Source organism: Rothia nasimurium (genome assembly GCF_004569295.1).
Taxonomy (GTDB): domain Bacteria; phylum Actinomycetota; class Actinomycetes; order Actinomycetales; family Micrococcaceae; genus Rothia; species Rothia nasimurium_B.
Genome location: NZ_SPQC01000013.1, coordinates 23973 through 43566 on the forward strand (window position 1 = coordinate 23973; position 19594 = coordinate 43566).

The window sequence follows — 19594 nt, forward strand, 5'->3', positions numbered from 1 at the left end:
CGGGAGCAGGATAATAGGGCGGACGCCTTCCCCGCCCGCGCCTGCCAGGTCAGTAACCAGCCCAGGGCGAATGAGGCCCAGACATCTTAGACCTGTGAGGTTTCTTAGGCGCGGGCAAAGATTTCTGCCGGGGCACCCTCTACAACCAGCTCACCGTTTTCCAGGAGCACGGCCCGGTCAGCCAGTGAGACGATGCGGGCGTCGTGGGAGATGATGATGACGGCCCGGCCCTGCATCACCGCGGCCAGGGACTGGCGGGCGTCCGCCAGTTCAAGCTGGGTAGTTGACTCATCCAGAATCACCGCGTGGGGGTTGGCAGCCACGATGCGGGCTAGGCCCAGCTGCTGAATCTGGTCGCGGGTGAGCTCTGTGCTACCGCCACCGACCCGACTCTCCAGCCCCTCGGGCAGGTCATCGACCCAGGTGGCGCCCACCGACCGCAGGGCGGTGAGCATCTGCTCGGCACTAGCGTCGGGTGCTGCCACGGTCATGTTCTCGGCCAGGGAGCCGACAAAGACGTGAGCCTCCTGGGTGCAAATGAGCAGGGCGGGGCGTCCGCTGGCATCAGGCTGGGTGGGGTACAGCCCGTTGCCCACTAGCTGACTACCGACCTGCACGGTGCCGCTGTCTGCGGTGAGCGACCCGGCAATCAGGCGGGCCAGGGTGGTCTTGCCCGAGCCGGAGCGTCCTACCAGGGCTAGGCTCTCCCCCGCTGCCAGCTGCAGGTCTACCCCTTTAATCACGGGGGCGTCCGGGTCGTACCCGTAGGTCACGCTCTGCAGGCTGATGACCGGGGCGGACGCGCCCTGCTCGGGCAGGTGCGCCGGGGCAGGCACCTGCCCGGCGGCACGGCGGACCTGCTGCTGGTTCGACAGGTCGATGACGCCAAAGACGCGCCCCATGGTGACGGTCATTTCGCGCAGGCGGTCGAGCCAGAAGGTGAAGATATCCGAGTTGACGCGCATGGTGAAGAGCATGATAGAGGCGGTTGCAACGTCGCCCCAGGTCGCCCAGCCCTGCTCCACGCAGTAAGCGCCCCAGACCATGGAGAGCACCAGGGGCAGGAAGGAGTTGAAGGCGTCCACAGCCCAGAAGATGGAGCGCACCACGACCATGCGGTCGCTGACCTCAAAGGTTTTCCAGATGCGCTCATCCTGCACCCGAGCACGGGCCTCACTGATCCCCAGCTCTTCAACGGTGCCAGCACCGCGGATGTTTTCGGTTGCCACCACAGTCAGGTCACTGACGGCTTCGGTCTTTTCCCGGGTGAGCTTGGCGATCCGGGGTAGGAAAATCGAGAGCGCGATGGTCATCACGATAAACATGGGCACAGTCACCAGGCCGACGGCCGGGTTGACGGTGAAGATGGTGGCCGCGGTAATCACCATGTAGATGCTGATATGGGCGAATTCCGGCAGGCCGGTGGCCAGTACCTGGCGCACGCTGTCGACGTCATCAGTCAGGCGGGCTACCAGGTCGCCGGAGCCGGCGTCCTCAACGGTTTGGGCGTCCAGCTGCAGGGAGGCCCCGACCAGGTCAATGCCCAGGTCGCGGTTGAGGCGCACACCCATTTTCTGGCCCTGGAAGGTCCAAGCACGGGCCAGCAGGGCACCGGCGACCACGGCGAGGCCAATAACCGCTAGCTCTGCCCAGGGGTAGCCGGTCAGCTGCCCAGTGGTAGCCCGGTCAATCAGTTGCCCCACCATAATGGGGGTCACCAGGGTAGCCACGGAGCTAGCCACAAACAGAACCACCAGCCAGACCAGCTGCCAGGGGGTTTTGAGAATCGAGAGGGCCAGCAGCCGCCAGGTAGTCTTACCGTCGGTAATGGGGAGGAGGTTAGCCACGGGCTTCACCTGCTTTCAGTCGTCGCTCAACCTCCATGGTGGTTGAGACCAGGTAAATCTGGCGGATGTGTTCGAGGGGGCCGGGTCTTCCCGTATGGGTTTCGAGCTGGTTCAAGATAAACTTCTGGCTGGGTTCGTCCACCGAGTTCAGCGGTTCGGTGAGCACCAGCACGGACGCAGGCTGGGCCAGGGCCCGGGCCAGGGCCAGGCGCTGCCGCTGGCCCCCAGAGAGGTTGGTACCCTCTGAGGCCAGGGTGCTAGACAGGTACTTTTCGGGGTCGCGGCCACCAAGTCGGAAGGCGATTTCTTCGGAGTCGGTGAGCTGGAGCAGCTCAATCATGCGCTCCCGGCTCAACCCTTCAGTGCCCATCTGCAGGTGATCAGCCAGGGAGCCGGCAAAAATCATGGGGTTGGGCTCCGAGAGAAGCACGCGCTCGCCCCCGGTGAGGATGCCCGCCGCCTGCTCCCTGCCCGGGGCAGGTTGAGCTTGGCATAGGGCTTCGGTCAGAGTTTCGGCGTAGTCCTGGGCTGGCACCCCGGCTTCGCGCGGGTTGATGTAGTGCACCGGGGCGCTGGCCCGGGGAACCTCAACCAGCGCCTGCCCTGCTGCGGCGCTGGTCGCCGGGGCCGGAGCGTCCTTACTCTCTACCTGAGAGTTACCCTCAACCTCAGCTGCAAGTCTATCTACGCGTTTGAGGGCAATGCGGGCGTTACGCCAGGCAAAGAGCAGCATCTCCACCGACCAGATAGGGCCGGTCAGGGTGTTGATCAGACCAACCACCGTGACCAGCTGGCCAGCGGGAACCTCAGTAATCCAGGTACCCTCGGGGGCGGCCCCGCGCAGGGCGAGCGCAATGACCACCCAGGTCACAGCTCCCACCAGCAGGTTGCGCACCGCATACGACCAGGTCTGCACGCTCTCTAGGCGAATCTGGGAGGTGTAGACGTCCTGGGCTGTTGCCCCGTAGCGGCCCATCATGCGGCGCTGGGCACCCAGTCCTAGAATGGTGCGAATCGAGGAGGCTACGTCAGAGGCGCGGGAGGTAGACACCCCCACCTTGTCGCGGAAGACGTCCGCGTGCTTCTCGAGCAGCTTGGAAATCCAGGTGAGGGTCAGCATGGTCAGAATCAAGCCACCCAAACTCACCACAGCAATCACAGGGCTAATGCGCCAGAGCTGCCAGGTGCCCAGGGCGGTCACGCCCACCGCGGAAAAGGCCAGAATCATGGGCTGCCACATCTGGGCCATGGAGCGGGCGTCCTTGTTCAAGATCGCGATGAGGGCGCCGGTGTCGCGGTTGGGGCTGCCGGACATCAGGCTGGCAATGTAGAGCCGCCAGTCCCGCTCGATGCGGGCCACCACCCTAAAGGTGATACCCCAACCCACGAACTCAACGACCGACAGGTAGACCACCAAGCCCACCAGCAACCAGACCAACCGCCAGGCGCCTGCCTCATCGCCTGAGGTGTACAGGTCAATAATCGTGCCCACTAGAACCGGCAGGAACACCAGGGCGAGGGAGGTCAGAATGTCGAGGGGGAAGGGCAGAAAGAAGAGCGGGCGCCAGCGGAAGCCCGGCGGGGCGATACGGAACTTAACTTTTTCTTTGGGCGACTTGGTTTTTGTCTCGTCAGTCATCTCAGCCATCAGGCTACTCTTTCAGCGTGTGCGTGCGGGTGGGCAGGTCGTATGTGAGGAAAAACCCGCAGGGCATAAAAATACCTACCGGGTTCGCTTGCCCCGATAGGTGTGTCTACGTCAGGTTATCGTACTCGTCTAACCAGCAGTCGGGCTAGAAGCGAGCGCACCATTGATGTGTCTACCCACGGGGAGGCTGTTGAAGGGAATAGGTCGATTATTCATTTCGTGGGCCTCCTTTCGTGAGCTAGATATGCGGTTAAGTTCTGCCCTTTACCTTAGAACACTCTGGGCAGGTTTGACAAGCGTCACACCCGTCTTTGTCTTGACCGGTCTATTAAACTAGAAGAACCATGAAGATTCTTCCCTTTCTCTCCCCCTCTTTAGCCGATAACAGCAAGCCCTATTTCCGTGGCATTTTTGCCTCTAACCCGCTCACGGGCGATGAAGCCTACGAGGCCTTTCTGGCTTGGATTGAGGCTCGCGGTATGCAGCTGTACCCGGCCCAGGATGAAGCTGTGCTTGATTTAGCGGCGGGCAACAACGTCATTTTGGCGACCCCTACCGGGTCGGGCAAGTCTACCGTGGCGGTTGCAGCTCATTTTATGGGTCTGGCGACTGGCCAGCGCTCCTATTACACCGCCCCTATTAAGGCCCTGGTGTCTGAGAAGTTCTTTGATCTCTGCGAGATTTTTGGGGCTGAGAACGTGGGTATGGTGACCGGCGATTCTTCTATTAACGCCGATGCCCCCATCGTCTGCTGCACCGCCGAGATTCTTGCCAATATTGTGCTGCGTGAGGGTGAAGGGGCTGATCTGACCCAGGTAGTCATGGATGAGTTCCATTTCTACTCTGACCCCCAGCGCGGTTGGGCTTGGCAGGCTCCCCTGCTTGACCTACCACAGGCCCAGTTCCTGCTCATGAGCGCAACCCTGGGCGATACTAGCCGTTTTGAGCGCGAACTGACGGAGCTCACCGGACGGCAGACCTCCCTGGTCACCAGCGAGAACCGCCCCATTCCGCTCAACTACACCTACTCCCGTGAGCCCCTGGTTGAGAAGGTAGACGAGCTAGTGAGCACCCACCAGGCCCCGGTCTACATTGTGCACTTCTCCCAGCTCCAGGCCATCGATACAGCCGCTTCGCTCATGAGCCTGGCTATTGCCTCTAAGGAAGACAAGGAGCGCATCAACGAGCTGACCGCCGGCTTCCGCTACTCGGCGGGCTTCGGCAAGCAGCTGCAGAAGTACATCAAGAACGGTATCGGCATTCACCATGCCGGCATGTTGCCCAAGTACCGCCGTCTGGTGGAGCAGCTAGCCCAGGCGGGCCTGCTCAAGGTCATTTGCGGTACCGATACGCTGGGTGTGGGTATTAACGTCCCCATCCGCACGGTGCTCGTAACTGCCCTTTCCAAGTTTGACGGGCAGCGCACCCGCCGCCTGAAGTCCCGTGAGTTCCACCAGATTGCAGGACGCGCGGGCCGAGCTGGCTTTGATACGGCCGGTTACGTGGTGGTTCAGGCCCCCGAACACGAAATTGAGAACGACCGGCTTGAGGCCAAGGCCCGGGAGAAGTTCAATGGGGATGAGAAGAAGATGGCCCAGTCGCTGCGGGGTAAAAAGAAGAAACCCCCGCAGGGTTTTGTGGCCTGGAGCGATAAGACCTTCGAGCATATTATTGCCGCAGAGCCCGAGCCGCTGACCTCGTCCTTCCAGATGACCCACTCCATGATGCTCAATATGTTGCAGCGTGAGGCTGACCCCTTTGAGACCGTCATGCTCTTCCTCACCGCCAACCACGAGCCACCGGTTAAGCAGCGTGCCCTCAAACGCAAGGCGATTGGTATTTACCGGGAGCTGCTCAACGGGGGCGTGGTGGAGCGCCTGCCGGAGCCCGACGAGTTTGGCCGCACCGTGCGTCTGACTGTCTCGTTGCAGGAGAACTTCGCCCTGAACCAGCCGCTCTCCCCCTTCGCGATGGCTTCGCTGTCTCTACTCGATAAGGAGTCGGAGTCCTACGCCCTCGATGCGGTCTCGGTGATTGAGTCCACCCTGGAAAAGCCCCGCCAGGTGTTGATTGGCCAGGAGAAGAAGGCTAAGAGTGAGGCCCTAGCCGAGATGAAGGCTGAGGGGCTGGACTACAACGAGCGCATGGCTGAGCTCGATAAAATCACCTACCCGCAGCCCCTGGCTGACCTGCTAGAACAGGCCTTTGAGACCTACTCGGCGGGCGCTCCCTTTATGAAGGAGTTTGAGGTAGAGCCCAAGAGCGTGGTGCGCGATATGTATGAGCGGGCCATGGGCTTTGGCGACTACATCCAGTTCTACGGGCTGGAGCGCTCCGAGGGTATTCTGCTGCGCTACCTGTCGGACGCTTACAAGGCCCTGCGCCAAACTGTGCCCCTATCTGCCCTGACCGATGAGCTCACCGACGTGATCGAGTGGCTGAGCGAGGTTATCCGCCAGACCGACTCATCTCTGGTGGATGAGTGGGAGCGCCTGGCCGCCGGTGAAGAAGGTATCCCAGTTCAGGACTCACTCGAAGAGCTCGTTGCCGAATCTGCTCCCAAGGTGACGAGCAACGTCCGCGCCTTTAAGGTGATGGTGCGTAACGCGATGTTCCGTCGGGTGGAGCTCTTTGCGGACGAGCGCGACCGCCTGCTGGGCGAGCTGGACGGTGAGCGCTCGGGTTGGGACGCCGACCGCTGGGCTGAGGCGATGGATGACTACTTTGAGGAGTACGAGGATATCTATACGGACGCCGAGGCTCGCTCACCGCGCCTGATTGAGATTGACGACGACACGGCTGAGCACCCCGGGGTGTGGAAGGTGCGTCAGATCTTTGCCGACCCCGACGACAACCATGATTTCGGGATTGTCGCCAGGGTCGACCTGGACGCCTCAGACGAGGAAGGCGCGCCCATGGTGCTGATTGAGAGCGTGGGGGCTTTCTAGGCCAGCCCGCGCCGCTTCAACAACGGGGCAGTGTCGGCCGTACGTCCGGTCATGGATTTGAAGGCCTCGGGGATGGGCTGGGTGCCGCCGACCGCCAGAATATAGCGGCGGAAGACGTCCCCGTCCTCAAGCACCCGGTTGAGCTCAAAATAGGACTGCAGGGCTTCAGGATCAACAGCGTATTCCCGGGCTTTGACCTTCTCTGAGTAATAGGTCATGTCCCAAGGCTCAATCTTGTCTATACCGTCCTCTGCCGCCAGGGCCGCAATCGCATGCGCCTCCCGGTCAGCGTTCCGCATAGACGGTTCAATGGTCTGTACAAACAGCTTCTCCACAGCCTCAGGAGTACCTGCCGTGCGATCAGCAACCGCCAGTGCCCTGGCCGTAGGAGGTTTGGGCCTGGGCAATAGCAAGGTTCAAGCTAGCGAGTTCCTCACGGTCAGCGTCGCTAAGGGCAACCCCGGCCAGGGTGAAGCTCTGGTGGAGTTTCTCGGTCAGGCGCACCTGTTCGTCCGTCAGCTCTGCCTCTTGACGGCCCCGGTAGACGGCATCAAGCTTGGCGAAGATAGCGGGATTAAGGTAGAGGTCGTTCTCAAGCTGGGTAAGTTTTTCGGTGATGCCCCCTTCGAGGGCTAGCAATTCGGGGGTGCCGTCCGCCGATACCAGGTTGTAGAAGACCTTGGTGGTTCGTTCGAGGGTATCGCTGGGGCGTTCCAGCGGGGCAACCACATTGTCGAAGGTGGGCTCATCGGTGAGCTCTGCGATTGCGGTATAGGTTGAGCGGGCTTCAGCCAGACCAATCTCTAGTACAGGCAGGTAGTGTTCTGCGCGGATTGCAGCAAAATCGGGCAAGTGGTAGGGCAGGGAAGATTCTGTGAGCAGGGGATTCTGTGTCATGCAGATAGGTTACTGCATTTGCACCCTGAGTCGGTAACCTCAGTCACATTCTAGGGGTGCTCTCACCTAAAGCGGTCACATTAGAACTTCTTACGCACCACCTCAGAGCCCGCGCAGGGAAGCTAGGGTAGCCTATCGGTAGAAGAAAGACCTTACTTGCGCGCAAAGGAGACCCATGCCTACCCACCCCAGCCTGCCCCAGCCGACCCACCGCGTCGGCGTCACCCACACCATTGACTCCCTCAAACTGGTAGACCACTGGTTCACCGTGCCCCTAACCCACGGGCTCATCTACGGCAAGGGTGAAGCGGCAGCCCTGGAATCCCGCTTTGCTGACCAGACCATCACCGTCTTCGCCCGCGAAGTCATCGACACCTCTGATGCCCTCACCACCCCCGTCGATGAGCGCCCCTACATGGTCTATCTGCAGGGCGGCCCCGGCGGCAAGAGCCCCCGCCCTATCTCTGAAGGCGGCTGGGTACAGGAACTCGCCAAGACCCACCGCCTGATTCTGCTAGACCAGCGCGGCACCGGCAATTCCACCCCGCTCTCTGCCCGCGTCATCACCGCCCAGGGCACCCCCGAGGTACAGGCTGAGTTCTGTGAGCTCTTCCGCGCCGACTCCATCATTGCCGACGCCGAGGTCGTCCGTGAATTCCTGCTGGCAGACCGCACAGACAAGCGCTGGTCGACCATGGGCCAGAGCTTCGGCGGCTTCTTGACCCTCTCCTACCTCTCCTTTGCGCCTGAGTCCCTCAAGGACTCCCGCATGACTGCCGGGCTTGCCCCCATCCGCTCCCACGTGGATGACATCTACCGCTCCACCCTCGACCGCATGAAGGAGCGCACCGAGGAATACTACGGCTGGTACCCCGAAGATAAGGACCTGGCCGTCCGCATCTGCGAGCACCTGGCCAAGAACGAGGAATACCTGCCCACCGGCGAGCGCCTGACCCCGCACCGCTTCCAGATGCTAGGCAATATTCTGGGTGGTAACGGCCGGGCTAGGGGCCTGCACTATGTACTGGAGTCGGCTTTTGCTGAGTCTGATAAGTGGCTCTCTGACCAGTTCCTGACGGAGGTTAGCGCCCAGGTCAGCTTCCAGGCTGGCCCCCTCTACGGCCTGCTGCACGAGACGATTTATGCGGACGGCCCCGCTCAGGGGCTGGGGGGCACTTCGCCGTCCGCTTCACCGACGAACTGGTCTGCTGCCCGCATGTACGCTGAGCGCCCGGATTTTGCCGAGGATGCCTCTCCCCTGCTGCTGACCGGTGAGCATATCTTCCCCTGGTATTACGAGGAGGACCCGGCTCTGCGTCCGCTGGCTGAGGTTGCCCAACTACTGGCTGAGAAGAAGGACTGGGGCCGTCTGTACGACCACGACCAGCTGGCCCGCAACGAGGTGCCCCTGGTCGCAGCGGCCTACGTGCCCGATGTGTACGTGGATTATGCCCACTCGATAAAGACGGCCGAGTTCGTGGGTAACACCCGTGTGTGGACCTCCAAGACCCACCACCATGACGGTCTAGGCGCTGACGGCCCCCTAATTCTGGGCCATCTGAAGAATCTGCTAGCTGATATGCGCTAGGGTTTTTACCTGAAAAATAGAGCATCGGCGTGCTGACCCCAATAATAGGGTCAGCACGCCGATGCTTCAGTTTAAGCCTGCGGCGCTTGTCAAGGTTGCAAGCGTTCTATGCCTGAGAATCCTCTTTTACTCGCTGGTGGGCCTCGTTAGCGGCGTTAGCAGCCGTAGTAGCGGTAGCATCTGACTGCATAGTTGCTCCGGTTCGAATTCCAATAACCCTGTTACGGCTTAAAGTCCCAGCTGCACCCATGCGGGCAAGAGTTAGCAAGAGCCCACCTGCCAGAAGGAGAGAAAAAACTAGGATCATATACTCAACTGCAAACATTAGGAGTTCCCTTCAGTTTCTCAATAGATGTTAAGGTCAATTCTACTCAAACACACACACGGGGGGGCAAGAGTAACTGTGAACATTGCAGGTAGAAGACCTTTCTCTTACCAGCTCATAGAAAGACCGCTGGCCCCTTCCCTCTAGGGATGGGGCCAGCGGTCGTGAAGCCGGGGTGGGCGTCCGCACCCCTGGTTTTTGGGGCGGACGCCTACTGCGGGTTAGGCGCTGCGCTCGGCGTGAGCGGTACGGGCACGGCGGACCAGGTCCTGGTACTCGTTCTCAGACTCAATCAGCTCGTCGCGGTACTTCTGCGGAATCTCGCGGGACTTAGCCACCTCAGCATCAAGCTTGCTCTGAATCTCAGCGCGCTCAGCCTCAGAAGCGTCGGCGGGCAGGTTCAGGTACTTCTCAGACAAGGTCTGAACACGCTGAATGGTTGCCAGAGCACGGCCCTTCGGGCTGTAAAGAGAAGCCAGAACAGTGATGATCAGAACGCCTACAATAACAGCAAGTGAGAGCTCAATTCCAACTTCAACTACGTGAACCGGGTGACCATCATTCACAAAGGGCAAAGTGTTGGAGTGCAGAGCGTGCAGCAGCAGCTTCACACCGATGAAGGCCAGGATGATGGACAGACCCCATGAGAGGTAGATCAGGCGGTCCAGCAGGCCGTCAATCAGGAAGTAGAGCTGGCGCAGACCCATCAGTGAGAAAGCGGTCGCGGTGAAGACGATGTAGGCCTCCTGGGTCAGACCGAAAATCGCGGGGATGGAGTCCAGAGCGAAGAGGATGTCGGTACCACCGATAGCCACCATGACCAGCAGCATGGGGGTCATGACCTTCTTGCCGTTTTCTACGGTGAAGAGCTTGTCGCCGTCGTAGTAGTCAACGGTGTTAAACATCTTCTTGGCCAGGCGAACGACGAAGTTGTTGGCTTCGTCCTCTTCTTCCTTGTCGGTGACTTCACCCTTGATGAGGTTACCGGCGGTGTACATCAGAATCAGGCCGAAGAGGTAGAAGACCCAGCTCCAGCGCTCAATAGCGGCAGCACCAATCAGAATGAAGATGGTGCGAGCAATCATCGCGAAGATAATACCGAAGAGCAGCACCTTTTGCTGGTCTTTGCGCGGCACCTTGAAAGAGGCCATGATAATCAGGAAGACAAAGAGGTTATCGACGCTCAGAGCCTTCTCGGTGATGTAGCCGCCATAGTATTCTGCGGCGAACTGGGTGCCGTCCCAGAACAGGATGACCAGGCCAAAGAGCAGGGCGATACCCACGTAGACGGCCGACCAAATCGCGGCCTCTTTGATGGTGGGTTCGTGCGCTTTTCGCACGTGGAAGAAGAAGTCGTAAGCAAGCAGTGCCAGGATGAACGCAATCGTTACACCCCACTGCAACCCAGTGATATGCATTGGGAGCCTTTCTTGTGGTTGGGGTTTGCCAAAATCCACAAGTCTCTCCCACCACCGCTCAGGGTGGTTTCCTGCCCCGGTTGGGCGCCTTCGATCAACGTGCTGACGATGCAGGAATTAGTGGGATACTCCCTTGCTCGGTCTACAACTATAACCCATCTTCTTACTTTTGAACAGACATACAGGCGTCCTTAAGACCGAGCACGATGGCACAGGCCAGGAGAAGGACGGCCGCGCCCGCCCAGGCTGCGACAAAGCTGGTCGCCTGCGCGGCGGCACCGATGGCGAGAGAGCCCAGGCCGGTGCCGATGTCGAAGTGGGAGTTCCAAGCGACGGACGCCCGCTGGGTGGTGTCCGCCCCACCGGCATCCGAGAGGGCGCGTACCATGGTCATCGACTGTAGGAAGCCGTAACCGAACCCGATCAGGCTTGCGCCAGCCAAGAGGAAAACAATAGAGGGCAGACTCGCCCCATTGACCCAGCCAACGAGGGCAGCGCCCAGGGCCGTGAGGGCCAGCACCGGAGTCATGAGAAGGCGGGTACCAAACCGGTCAGTGAGGGAGCCGCCGTAGAGACGGGTGGGAGTTGCCAAGGCGCAGAGTAGGAGCAGGGCCCCGGTCGCCAGGGTGGCAGTGGGAGCGATTTCAGTGGAGAAGGTCATGAAGGCACCGCCGACGCTGGTGACGAGTGTGAGGGTCAGCAGTGCGGGCCAGATGCGGGCGATGATGGTTGCGGTGGAGGTTACCGGGGTAGCGCTACTTCCCTGCTCACCGGCCCTTTGTTCTTCCATGAAGTGGTCAACCAGTCGACCTAGCTGCAGGGCGAAGGGAGCTGCAATTGCAGCGATTGCACCGGCTGAGATCACCGAACGGTACCCGAAAGTATCGAGAGCCCAGGGGGCGACGGGTGTAAAGAACATCTGGGCACCTGCAGCTGCCAGCCCGTAGAGCCCGACGGCCCGCCCACGGTATTCGACGGGAATGAGGTAGGACATAGCCGATGAGCAACAGACGGTGACAATGCCGAAGCCGATACCGCGCAAACCCGAGGTAACAAGGACGTTGAGCAAATCGGGGCTAAGAGCCTGAATGAGGGAGGGCAGCCCCATAAAGAGGGTGCCCGCCGGCAGCACAAAAGCCCAGGAGAAGCGGCGAGTGAGGGCAGGGACGCTGAACTGGGTGGCTACGGTGACAGCCATGAGTACCGCGTTGGTGGCGCCAGCCCCCAGGGAACCTGCCTCACCTGCGAGCGCCCAGGCGGGGGATGCTGGAAGCAGGATAGATAGACTGCAAATGGTCAGCCCGAAGGTAAGCAGAATCTGGGGCATACCCGGCATTCGGGCAACGCTGGGACGCGCGGTTTTCTGGCTCATAGAGGATCCCTAAGTGGTGCTGACACAAACTGCACCAGTTTACACTAAGGCCGCGAGCTTCGAAAGACCTCCCCGGGTTTTAGGCGTGCCCGGCTTCCTGCATTGCGCGTAGCTCTTTCTTCAGGTCGGCAATTTCATCGCGCAGGCGACCCGCCAGCTCAAACTTGAGCTCTTCGGCGGCCTGCATCATCTGGGCGTGCATCTCTTCGATTAGACCCAGCAGGTCTTCGGCGGGAGCTGCCGCAAGGCCGTCCTGACGCACCCGGGCTTCTGCCTTCTTGAAGAGCTCTTCGGCTTCGGGGCTGGTTGCCGCGTACTTAGTGCCCTTCTTGACCGGAGCCAGCTTGCCCGAGGCACCCTTGCGGGCGGCAAGGAGCTCTGCGGTGTCTTCTGACTCGCGGGCCAGGGCATCGGTGATATCGGCAATTTTCTTGCGCAGGGGCTGGGGGTCGATGCCGTGCTCGCGGTTGTAGGCCTGTTGGATCTCGCGGCGGCGGTTGGTTTCGTCGATAGCGGTGCGCATGGAGTCGGTGATTTTATCGGCGTACATGTGCACCTGACCGCCCACGTTACGGGCGGCTCGACCGATGGTCTGAATCAGGGAGGTGGTGGAGCGCAAGAAGCCCTGCTTGTCAGCGTCCAAAATGGCGACCAGGGAAACCTCGGGCAGGTCTAGACCCTCACGCAGCAGGTTGATGCCCACCAGCACGTCGAAGACGCCCTGGCGCAGCTCGCTAAGCAGCTCCACACGGCGCAGGGTATCAACGTCAGAGTGCAGGTACTGCACCTTAACCCCGTGTTCCAGCAGGTAGTCGGTGAGATCCTCAGCCATACGTTTGGTCAGGGTCGTAACCAGCACGCGCTCGTCGCGTTCTACCCGCACACGGATCTCTTCGAGCAGATCGTCAATCTGCCCCTCGGTCGGCTTGACCACGATTTCGGGGTCGACCAGGCCGGTGGGGCGAATAATCTGCTCCACCACCCCGTCGGCCTGGGCCAGCTCGTACTTGCCGGGGGTAGCTGATAGGTAGACGGTCTGGCCGATGCGGTCGAGGAATTCCTCCCATTTGAGGGGGCGGTTGTCCATAGCCGAGGGCAGGCGGAAGCCGTGTTCAACCAGGGTGCGCTTGCGGCTCATATCGCCCTCAAACATGGCACCAATCTGGGGAATGGTCACGTGGGATTCGTCGACGATGAGCAGGAAGTCATCGGGGAAGTAGTCCAGCAGACAGTGCGGGGCTGTGCCGCGAGCGCGCCCGTCAATGTGGCTGGAGTAGTTTTCGATGCCGTTGCAGAAGCCCATCTGCTCCATCATCTCAAGGTCATACTGGGTGCGCATACGTAGGCGCTGAGCTTCAACCAGTTTGTTCTGGGACTCCAGCTCCTGCAGGCGGTCGCGCAGCTCGTCCTCGATGGACGTAATGGCTCGGGCCATGCGTTCGGCGCCGGCGACGTAGTGGGAGGCCGGGAAGACGTACATTTCGGTTTCTTCGCGGATGACCTCGCCGGTGAGCGGGTGCAGGGTATAGATAGCTTCAATTTCGTCGCCGAAGAACTCGATACGGATCGCGTTTTCTTCGTACATGGGGATGATTTCGACGGTATCGCCGCGGACGCGGAAGGTGCCGCGGTGGAAGTCTAGGTCGTTGCGGGCATACTGCATGGAGACGAACCGGCGCAGCAGCTCGTCCCGGTCGATTTCTTCGCCCTGGCGCAGGGTCACCATCTGGGCAACATATTCTTCGGGGGTACCCAGGCCGTAGATGCAGGAGACGGTAGCAACCACCACGACGTCGCGGCGGGTCAGCAGGGAGTTGGTGGCGGAGTGGCGCAGACGTTCGACTTCTTCGTTGATGGAGGAGTCTTTTTCGATGAAGGTGTCGGTCTGCGGCACGTAGGCTTCGGGCTGGTAGTAGTCGTAGTAGGAAACGAAGTACTCAACAGCGTTGTTGGGTAGCAGCTCGCGCAGTTCGTTGGCCAGCTGGGCAGCCAGGGTCTTGTTTTGCACCATGACCAGGGTGGGGCGCTGGACGGCCTCGATGAGCCAGGCAGACGTTGCAGATTTACCGGTGCCGGTGGCACCCATGAGCACGATGTCTTTTTCACCGTTCTGGACGCGTTCGGTCAGTTCCGCGATTGCCTTGGGCTGGTCACCAGCCGGCTGATACTCAGAGACAACTTCAAAAGGCGCAACGACGCGGTTAATTTCTTGGGCAAGGCTCATACCCTCTACCCTACCGAAAAACCCCCAACAAAACTAGAACATATGTACTAGTTTCATCGGGGGCTAACAAGCAACCGCTCAGACCTTACTTCTTCGGGTCGATATCGGTAGCGAGCAGGTCACCGGTTACCACAGCGGTATGGGTGCCCTGCTCTTCAGCCAGCTTTGAGGCAGCCTTCTTCGCGTCGGCGTCCTCAGCAATATCTTCGGCAGTCACCACAGGAATCTGACCGGTGTTGGGAACCAGACCCTCAAACTCGGGCTCGGTGCCCAGCTCGTACTCGGGGCGGATAGTGACCTCTTCAATCGACGAGAAGTCTTCCTGAGCACGGCGGTGGTATTCCTCGATGGGGATAACCTGCTTCCACTGGCGGGTGCGCATGGGCGGCAGCTCACCTGCGTCCTCGCGCAGGGCGCGCACCAGCATCCACATCTGCATGAAGCCGATAAGCCACACCGGGAAGCCGATTACAATAATGACGTTCTGCAAGGCGGTCAGACCATTATCGCCCGCCGCTACCAGAATGGAGGCCGATACAACGCCGATGGAGGCAGCCCAGAAAATACCCTGCTTCTTAGGGGCCGGGTCCTCATGTCCGTTAGCAATCGCGTCCATCACCAGAGCCGCTGAGTCAATAGAGGTGATGAAGAAGATGGTAATCACCAAGAGGGTCACCGCAGCGACCAGCTGGTAGAGCGGGAAATGGCCCAGGAACTCGAAGAGGGCAGCGGGAATGTCGCCTTCTTCCACCACGGTCTGCACCAGGGTGCCGTTCTTATTGCGCTCGATATTGAAAGCGCTCAGACCAAAGACACCAACCCAAATCAGGGTAAAGGTGGTGGGGGCAGCCAGCACGCCGACAACAAACTGACGGATGGTGCGCCCCTGGGAAATCTTGGCAATAAAAAGGCCCACGAAGGGTGCCCAGGTCACGGTCCAGGCCCAGTAGAAGACCGTCCAGGAACCAATCCAACCGGTATCGGCAAAGGCGTCATTGAAGAGCATCATCACGGGCAGCTTCTGCAGGAAGTAGCCGGCTGACTCAATGGTGCCCAGGGTGACGAAGCGGGTTGCGCCGGTCATCAGAATAAAGAGCATCAGGGCAATAGCCAGCAGAATGTTGATGTAGGACAGGCGCTTAACACCCTTGTCCATACCCATCAGCACCGAGGTAATACCGGCGGCAGTAATCACAGCAACGATAGCTGCCTGAATCCAGCCGCCCAGGGGCACACCGTACATGATGCCCATACCCGAGTTAATCTGTAGGGCACCCAGACCCACCGAAACCGCAATACCGAAGACGGTAGAGACGATAGCAACCGAGTCAATGGTCTTACCGATAGGGCCGTGGATACGCTCGCCCAGCAGGGGCTGGAAGATGGATCAGACGCGCGGGGGCAGCTTGCGCTTGTAGGTAAAGTAGCCGAAAGCCAGGGCGGGAATAGTGAGAATAATCCAGACGCCCAGGCCGATGTGCCAGTTAGCAATAGCGAGCGCTTCGAGAGCGGCGTGATCCGACTGGGGCTCTACCCCGTCGTAGGGTGGGTTAGCGTAGTGGGTGATGGGCTCTGCCGCACCCCAGAAGAGCAGGACGGCACCAACACCAGCTGCGAAGAGCATACCGAACCAGGCGAGGCCGGAGTACTCGGGTTCTGCGTCGTCATCACCGATTTTGATACGGCCGAAGCGGCTCATCGCCATGTAAATCAGGAAGAAAAAGAAGATGGCAATACCCAGGGTGTAGACCCAGCCCAGGTAGGTGATAATGAAGTCGGAGATGACGCCAATGCCATCTGACATGGCCGTCGGGAAGGCCATCATCAGCAGGGTGAAGACGATGATAAAGAGTGCAGATGAGAAGAAAATGACGGGGTTGGTTCGCAACCCCAGTCTGTCGTGTAGCTTGTTCAGCACAGGATTATCCCGGTGGAAGTACGTGTGTGACCGTGCGGGCCCCTTGCATCCACCGCCCGCACAGCGGCTGCCCGGTCTCTGGGCAACGTATCAATGATAAGCGGGCTTGGGGTTGTTTTCCAGGAGAGGTAAGTCTACTTGATTTTTATATAAGCCCTTGTTCTCGACTGTTTCTACTGGTCACGACCGGCTTTTTTAGAATAGAAGTTCAAATACTGCTTGCTAAAAATTTATTCATGTAACGAACCGGCTGTGATGTTGGCAAAGACCTCGCGCACTTGCGCAGCAGTGCGCTCTAGACTTCCCGAATTATCAATGACCCAGGTGGCAATAGCCCGGCGCTGCTCGTCACTGGCCTGCGCCGCCATGCGGGCGTGGGCGTCCGCCTCACTCATACCGCGCACCTCAACCAGGCGGCGCAGCCGCTCCCCGTGCTGCGTCTCAACCACAATCACCGCATCAAAGTCTGCTGCCTGGCCAGTCTCGGCCAGCAGGGGGATGTCCTCAACAATGACGGCGCCCTCCCCCAGCTTCTGCACCGCCGCCTCACGCTGCCGAGCGGCTTCAGCCCGCACCGCCGGGTGCACGATGGAATTCAGGCGGGCGCGGGCAGACTCGTCCGCAAAGACCAACGATGCCAGGGCAGCCCGGTCAAGCCCACCGGTAGGGGTCAAAATACCCTCGCCAAAGGCGCGGACGGTCTCAGTCAACACCGCCTGGCCCGGCTCCATCAGCTGACGGGAGATAGCATCGGCGTCAATCAGCACAGCTCCGCGCTCCACCAGCATCTTCGCTACCGTCGACTTACCCGATCCGATACCGCCGGTCAGACCAATTCTCGCAACCACAGGCGTCCTTTCGTCTCTAAGCATCGGGCAGGCGCCCGCTCCCACCAGCCTACGCGCCCTACCGACCGCACACTAGAATAGACACTATGACTGATGAAACCCGCGCCAACCACTACACCGTGCTTGCCACCCACAACGAGACCCGGCACCTGCTAGAAATCAAGCGCAGTGAGTTCATCGGCTATGTTCAGCGCGTGGAAACTGAAGAAGAGGCCCGCGCTTTTATTGAGTCCAAGCGCAAGGCCTACCACGATGCACGCCATGTCTGCTCTGCTTTTATCATCGGGGCAGACCGGCAAACCCAGCGTTCCAACGACGACGGCGAGCCCGCAGGCACCGCGGGAATTCCCATGCTCCAGGCCCTGCTGGCCCGCCGCACCGAAGGGCGCAACGGCGAAACCACCGACCTCTCCGACATCTGCGCCGTGGTGGTGCGCTATTTCGGTGGCATCAAGCTGGGTGCCGGTGGGCTGGTACGCGCCTATACCGACGCGGTCGTCGCCACCCTAGACGCCGCTCCCCTGGTGCCCCGCGAACGCCTGCGACTGGGAACCGTCACCGCCTCACACGCCGAGGCCGGACGCTTCGAGAACGACCTGCGCGCGCTAGACTACACAGTGCTGGGTACGGATTACACAGCCAGCGGCGCCCACATCACCCTGGGCGTTTTTGATGACGCAGCAACCCGGGCCCAAACAGAAACGGCCCTGGCCGAGCTGACAGCCGGCACAGGGCACATTTCGTGGGGTGAAACCCAGTGGGTTGATCTAGTCTAGAAGATCGCTGAAATAGCCAGCACACCTACCGAGCCGATAGCGGCTGAGATGGGCAGGGTGATGATCCAGGCAAGGGCGATGGGTCGCATAAGCTTCCAGTTAGCTGAGCGATTGACGATACCAACGCCCAGCACCGCACCGATCAGGATGTGGGTGGACGAAACAGGCAGACCCAGAACAGATGCAGCCATAACCACACCGGCAGCGGCCAGCTCAGCAGCAAAGCCCGATGAGGGGTGCATCTTGGTCAGACCGTGGCCAACAGTAGCGATCACGTTACGGCCCACGAACCAAAGACCCACAATCAGGGCGATACCGAAAGTCACCAGAGCGGGCATAGGCACGACGGCCTCGTCGCCAATGGCGCCGGCCTTGAGCACATCAAGAATTGCCACGAAGGGGCCGATAGCGTTGGCGATGTCGTTGGCACCGTGGCTAAAGGCGAAGGCAGCTGCGGTAAACACCTGCAACCAGGCAAAGATGGTAAAGGTGGCACGGGAGAGTTCCTGCTTCTGCAGGCTGCGGGCAAAGACGGAGACACTCACCCAGGCGATAGCCGCAACCATCACCATGATCATGATGTTACCCATGGTTGAGATGCCCAGCTCCAGGTTATCCAGACCCTTGAAGAGCAGCATAGCTGCAATCAGAGCCGCACCGAAGGCAGCCAGGATAGGCACATAGACCTCAAGTGCCCGGTGGGAGTCAGCGCGCTTAGCCTTCACGTCAAGTTTATGCACCTGGCGGTAGTACTCGCTCTCAGGGGCCTCGGGGTCAAGCTTCTTGAGCTTGAACTTCTTCTTGCGCAGCATAGCGTTGGAGTAGGCGTCCTGCTGCAGGTCGGTAATGCGCTGGAAGCCGTCGTGCGGGGTGTGGGCTGCACGCTCTTCTTCCTGGTGCTTCTTGATTTCGAGCATGGCCGCATCGACCTTCTCGTTGTAGCCCAGGATGTACTTCTTGATGAAGCCAAAGAGAACCCAGGCGAACAGACCGCCCAGGAGCGGTGAGAGAACCCAAGAAATGGCAATCTGGCCGATCTTGTTCCACTGCACCATGTCCATGCCGCCAGTGCCGGTGGTGAAGCCGATGGTCAGGGCCGCACCCACGATACCGCCGATGATGGAGTGGGTGGTGGAGACGGGCCAGCCCATCTTGGTGGCGACCAGCAGCCAGATAGCTGCGCCCAGAAGGGCTGCCATCATGATGTAGACGAACTGCATGGGGTCCAGGTCGATAGCACCCAGGTCGACAATGCCTGAACGCACGGTGTCGGTGACCGAACCGCCAGCGATCACAGCACCTGAGACCTCGAAGACAGCCGCGATGAGCAGGGCCTGCTTGATGGTCAGGGTGCCTGCGCCCACGGAGGTTCCGAAGGAGTTCGCTACGTCGTTACCGCCGATGTTGAAGGCCATAAAGAGGCCCAAGAGGACGGTTGCGATGAGGACGAGGGTGTGAGCTGACTGGTCGACGTAGTTGAGGGACCAGAGTGTAAAGAGTGTCAGTGAGACAGCCATGAGGCTGCCGAAGGCGAGGTGCCACCATTTGTCGGTGGTGTCTCGTTGCAACGCGGGGGTTGCGAGATGTGAACCCGAATTCGCGCTGGAATCCACGAGTCCCCCCTTTGAGGTTGTATTCATACGGTCTTAAGGCAAAATTTGAGCCCTGTTAATACTCTGGGGAAAAGGTTAACACAAGGTTAACTAACCCTAGCCTGAGCATGAACTATAGGCGGGGCAGCCGCTTGCCGGGGCGTCCGCTGCTTTAAGCAAGAGCAAGGGCCCC

At 60.1% G+C, this 19594-nt stretch carries 12 protein-coding genes and 1 pseudogene; 3 read left to right on the top strand and 10 right to left on the bottom strand.

The features are described from left to right. Window positions 1-104: 104 nt before the first annotated feature. The gene (locus E4U03_RS04895; RefSeq protein WP_167752290.1) at window positions 105-1847 is read right to left on the bottom strand and encodes an ABC transporter ATP-binding protein; all 1743 of its coding nucleotides are present in this window, start codon (window positions 1845-1847) and stop codon (window positions 105-107) included. Next, a complete protein-coding gene (locus E4U03_RS04900; RefSeq protein WP_135012043.1) occupies window positions 1840-3495 on the bottom strand; it encodes an ABC transporter transmembrane domain-containing protein in 1656 nt (551 codons plus the stop codon). The genes E4U03_RS04895 and E4U03_RS04900 overlap by 8 nt, the downstream gene beginning before the upstream one ends. Window positions 3496-3839: 344 nt before the next feature. Between E4U03_RS04900 and E4U03_RS04905 the strand changes: the two genes are divergently transcribed. After that, entirely contained in the window at window positions 3840-6443 is a 2604-nt protein-coding gene (locus tag E4U03_RS04905) for a DEAD/DEAH box helicase (protein ID WP_135012045.1), read from the top strand. Here E4U03_RS04905 and E4U03_RS04910 read toward each other — a convergent pair. Beyond that, window positions 6440-6778, bottom strand: a complete 339-nt coding sequence (locus E4U03_RS04910) for a M3 family metallopeptidase (RefSeq protein ID WP_245207665.1) — start codon at window positions 6776-6778, stop codon at window positions 6440-6442. The two genes, E4U03_RS04905 and E4U03_RS04910, sit on opposite strands and share 4 nt — an antisense overlap. Before the next feature lie 25 nt (window positions 6779-6803). After that, window positions 6804-7340 carry a hypothetical protein gene (locus tag E4U03_RS04915; RefSeq protein WP_135012049.1) on the bottom strand — a complete coding sequence of 179 codons (537 nt, stop codon included), beginning with the start codon at window positions 7338-7340 and terminating at the stop codon, window positions 6804-6806. Window positions 7341-7515: 175 nt separating this feature from the next. Here E4U03_RS04915 and E4U03_RS04920 point away from each other — a divergent pair, with 175 nt between their 5' ends. Further along, the gene (locus E4U03_RS04920) at window positions 7516-8928 is read left to right on the top strand and encodes an alpha/beta fold hydrolase (RefSeq protein WP_135012051.1); all 1413 of its coding nucleotides are present in this window, start codon (window positions 7516-7518) and stop codon (window positions 8926-8928) included. Between the two features lie 546 nt (window positions 8929-9474). On the opposite strand, the gene E4U03_RS04925 is transcribed toward E4U03_RS04920, so the two are convergent. From E4U03_RS04925 to coaE, 5 genes and pseudogenes are all read right to left on the bottom strand, one after another. Beyond that, a complete protein-coding gene (locus E4U03_RS04925) occupies window positions 9475-10671 on the bottom strand; it encodes a TerC family protein (protein ID WP_135012053.1) in 1197 nt (398 codons plus the stop codon). 163 nt (window positions 10672-10834) lie between these two features. After that, entirely contained in the window at window positions 10835-12043 is a 1209-nt protein-coding gene (locus E4U03_RS04930; protein WP_135012055.1) for an MFS transporter, read from the bottom strand. A 79-nt stretch (window positions 12044-12122) separates the two neighbouring features. After that, entirely contained in the window at window positions 12123-14267 is a 2145-nt protein-coding gene (gene uvrB, locus E4U03_RS04935) for an excinuclease ABC subunit UvrB (RefSeq protein ID WP_135012057.1), read from the bottom strand. A gap of 85 nt (window positions 14268-14352) precedes the next feature. Beyond that, window positions 14353-16185 (bottom strand): annotated as a pseudogene (locus E4U03_RS04940) (BCCT family transporter). Between the two features lie 230 nt (window positions 16186-16415). Further along, entirely contained in the window at window positions 16416-17033 is a 618-nt protein-coding gene (gene coaE, locus E4U03_RS04945; RefSeq protein WP_322785915.1) for a dephospho-CoA kinase, read from the bottom strand. 86 nt (window positions 17034-17119) lie between these two features. On the opposite strand from coaE, the gene E4U03_RS04950 reads away from it, so the two are divergent. Then, window positions 17120-17809 (top strand): IMPACT family protein, encoded by a 690-nt coding sequence (locus E4U03_RS04950; protein ID WP_135012061.1) that lies wholly within the window; start codon window positions 17120-17122, stop codon window positions 17807-17809. On the opposite strand, the gene E4U03_RS04955 is transcribed toward E4U03_RS04950, so the two are convergent. Further along, entirely contained in the window at window positions 17806-19449 is a 1644-nt protein-coding gene (locus E4U03_RS04955; protein WP_135012063.1) for an inorganic phosphate transporter, read from the bottom strand. The genes E4U03_RS04950 and E4U03_RS04955 overlap by 4 nt on opposite strands. Window positions 19450-19594 lie beyond the last annotated feature (145 nt).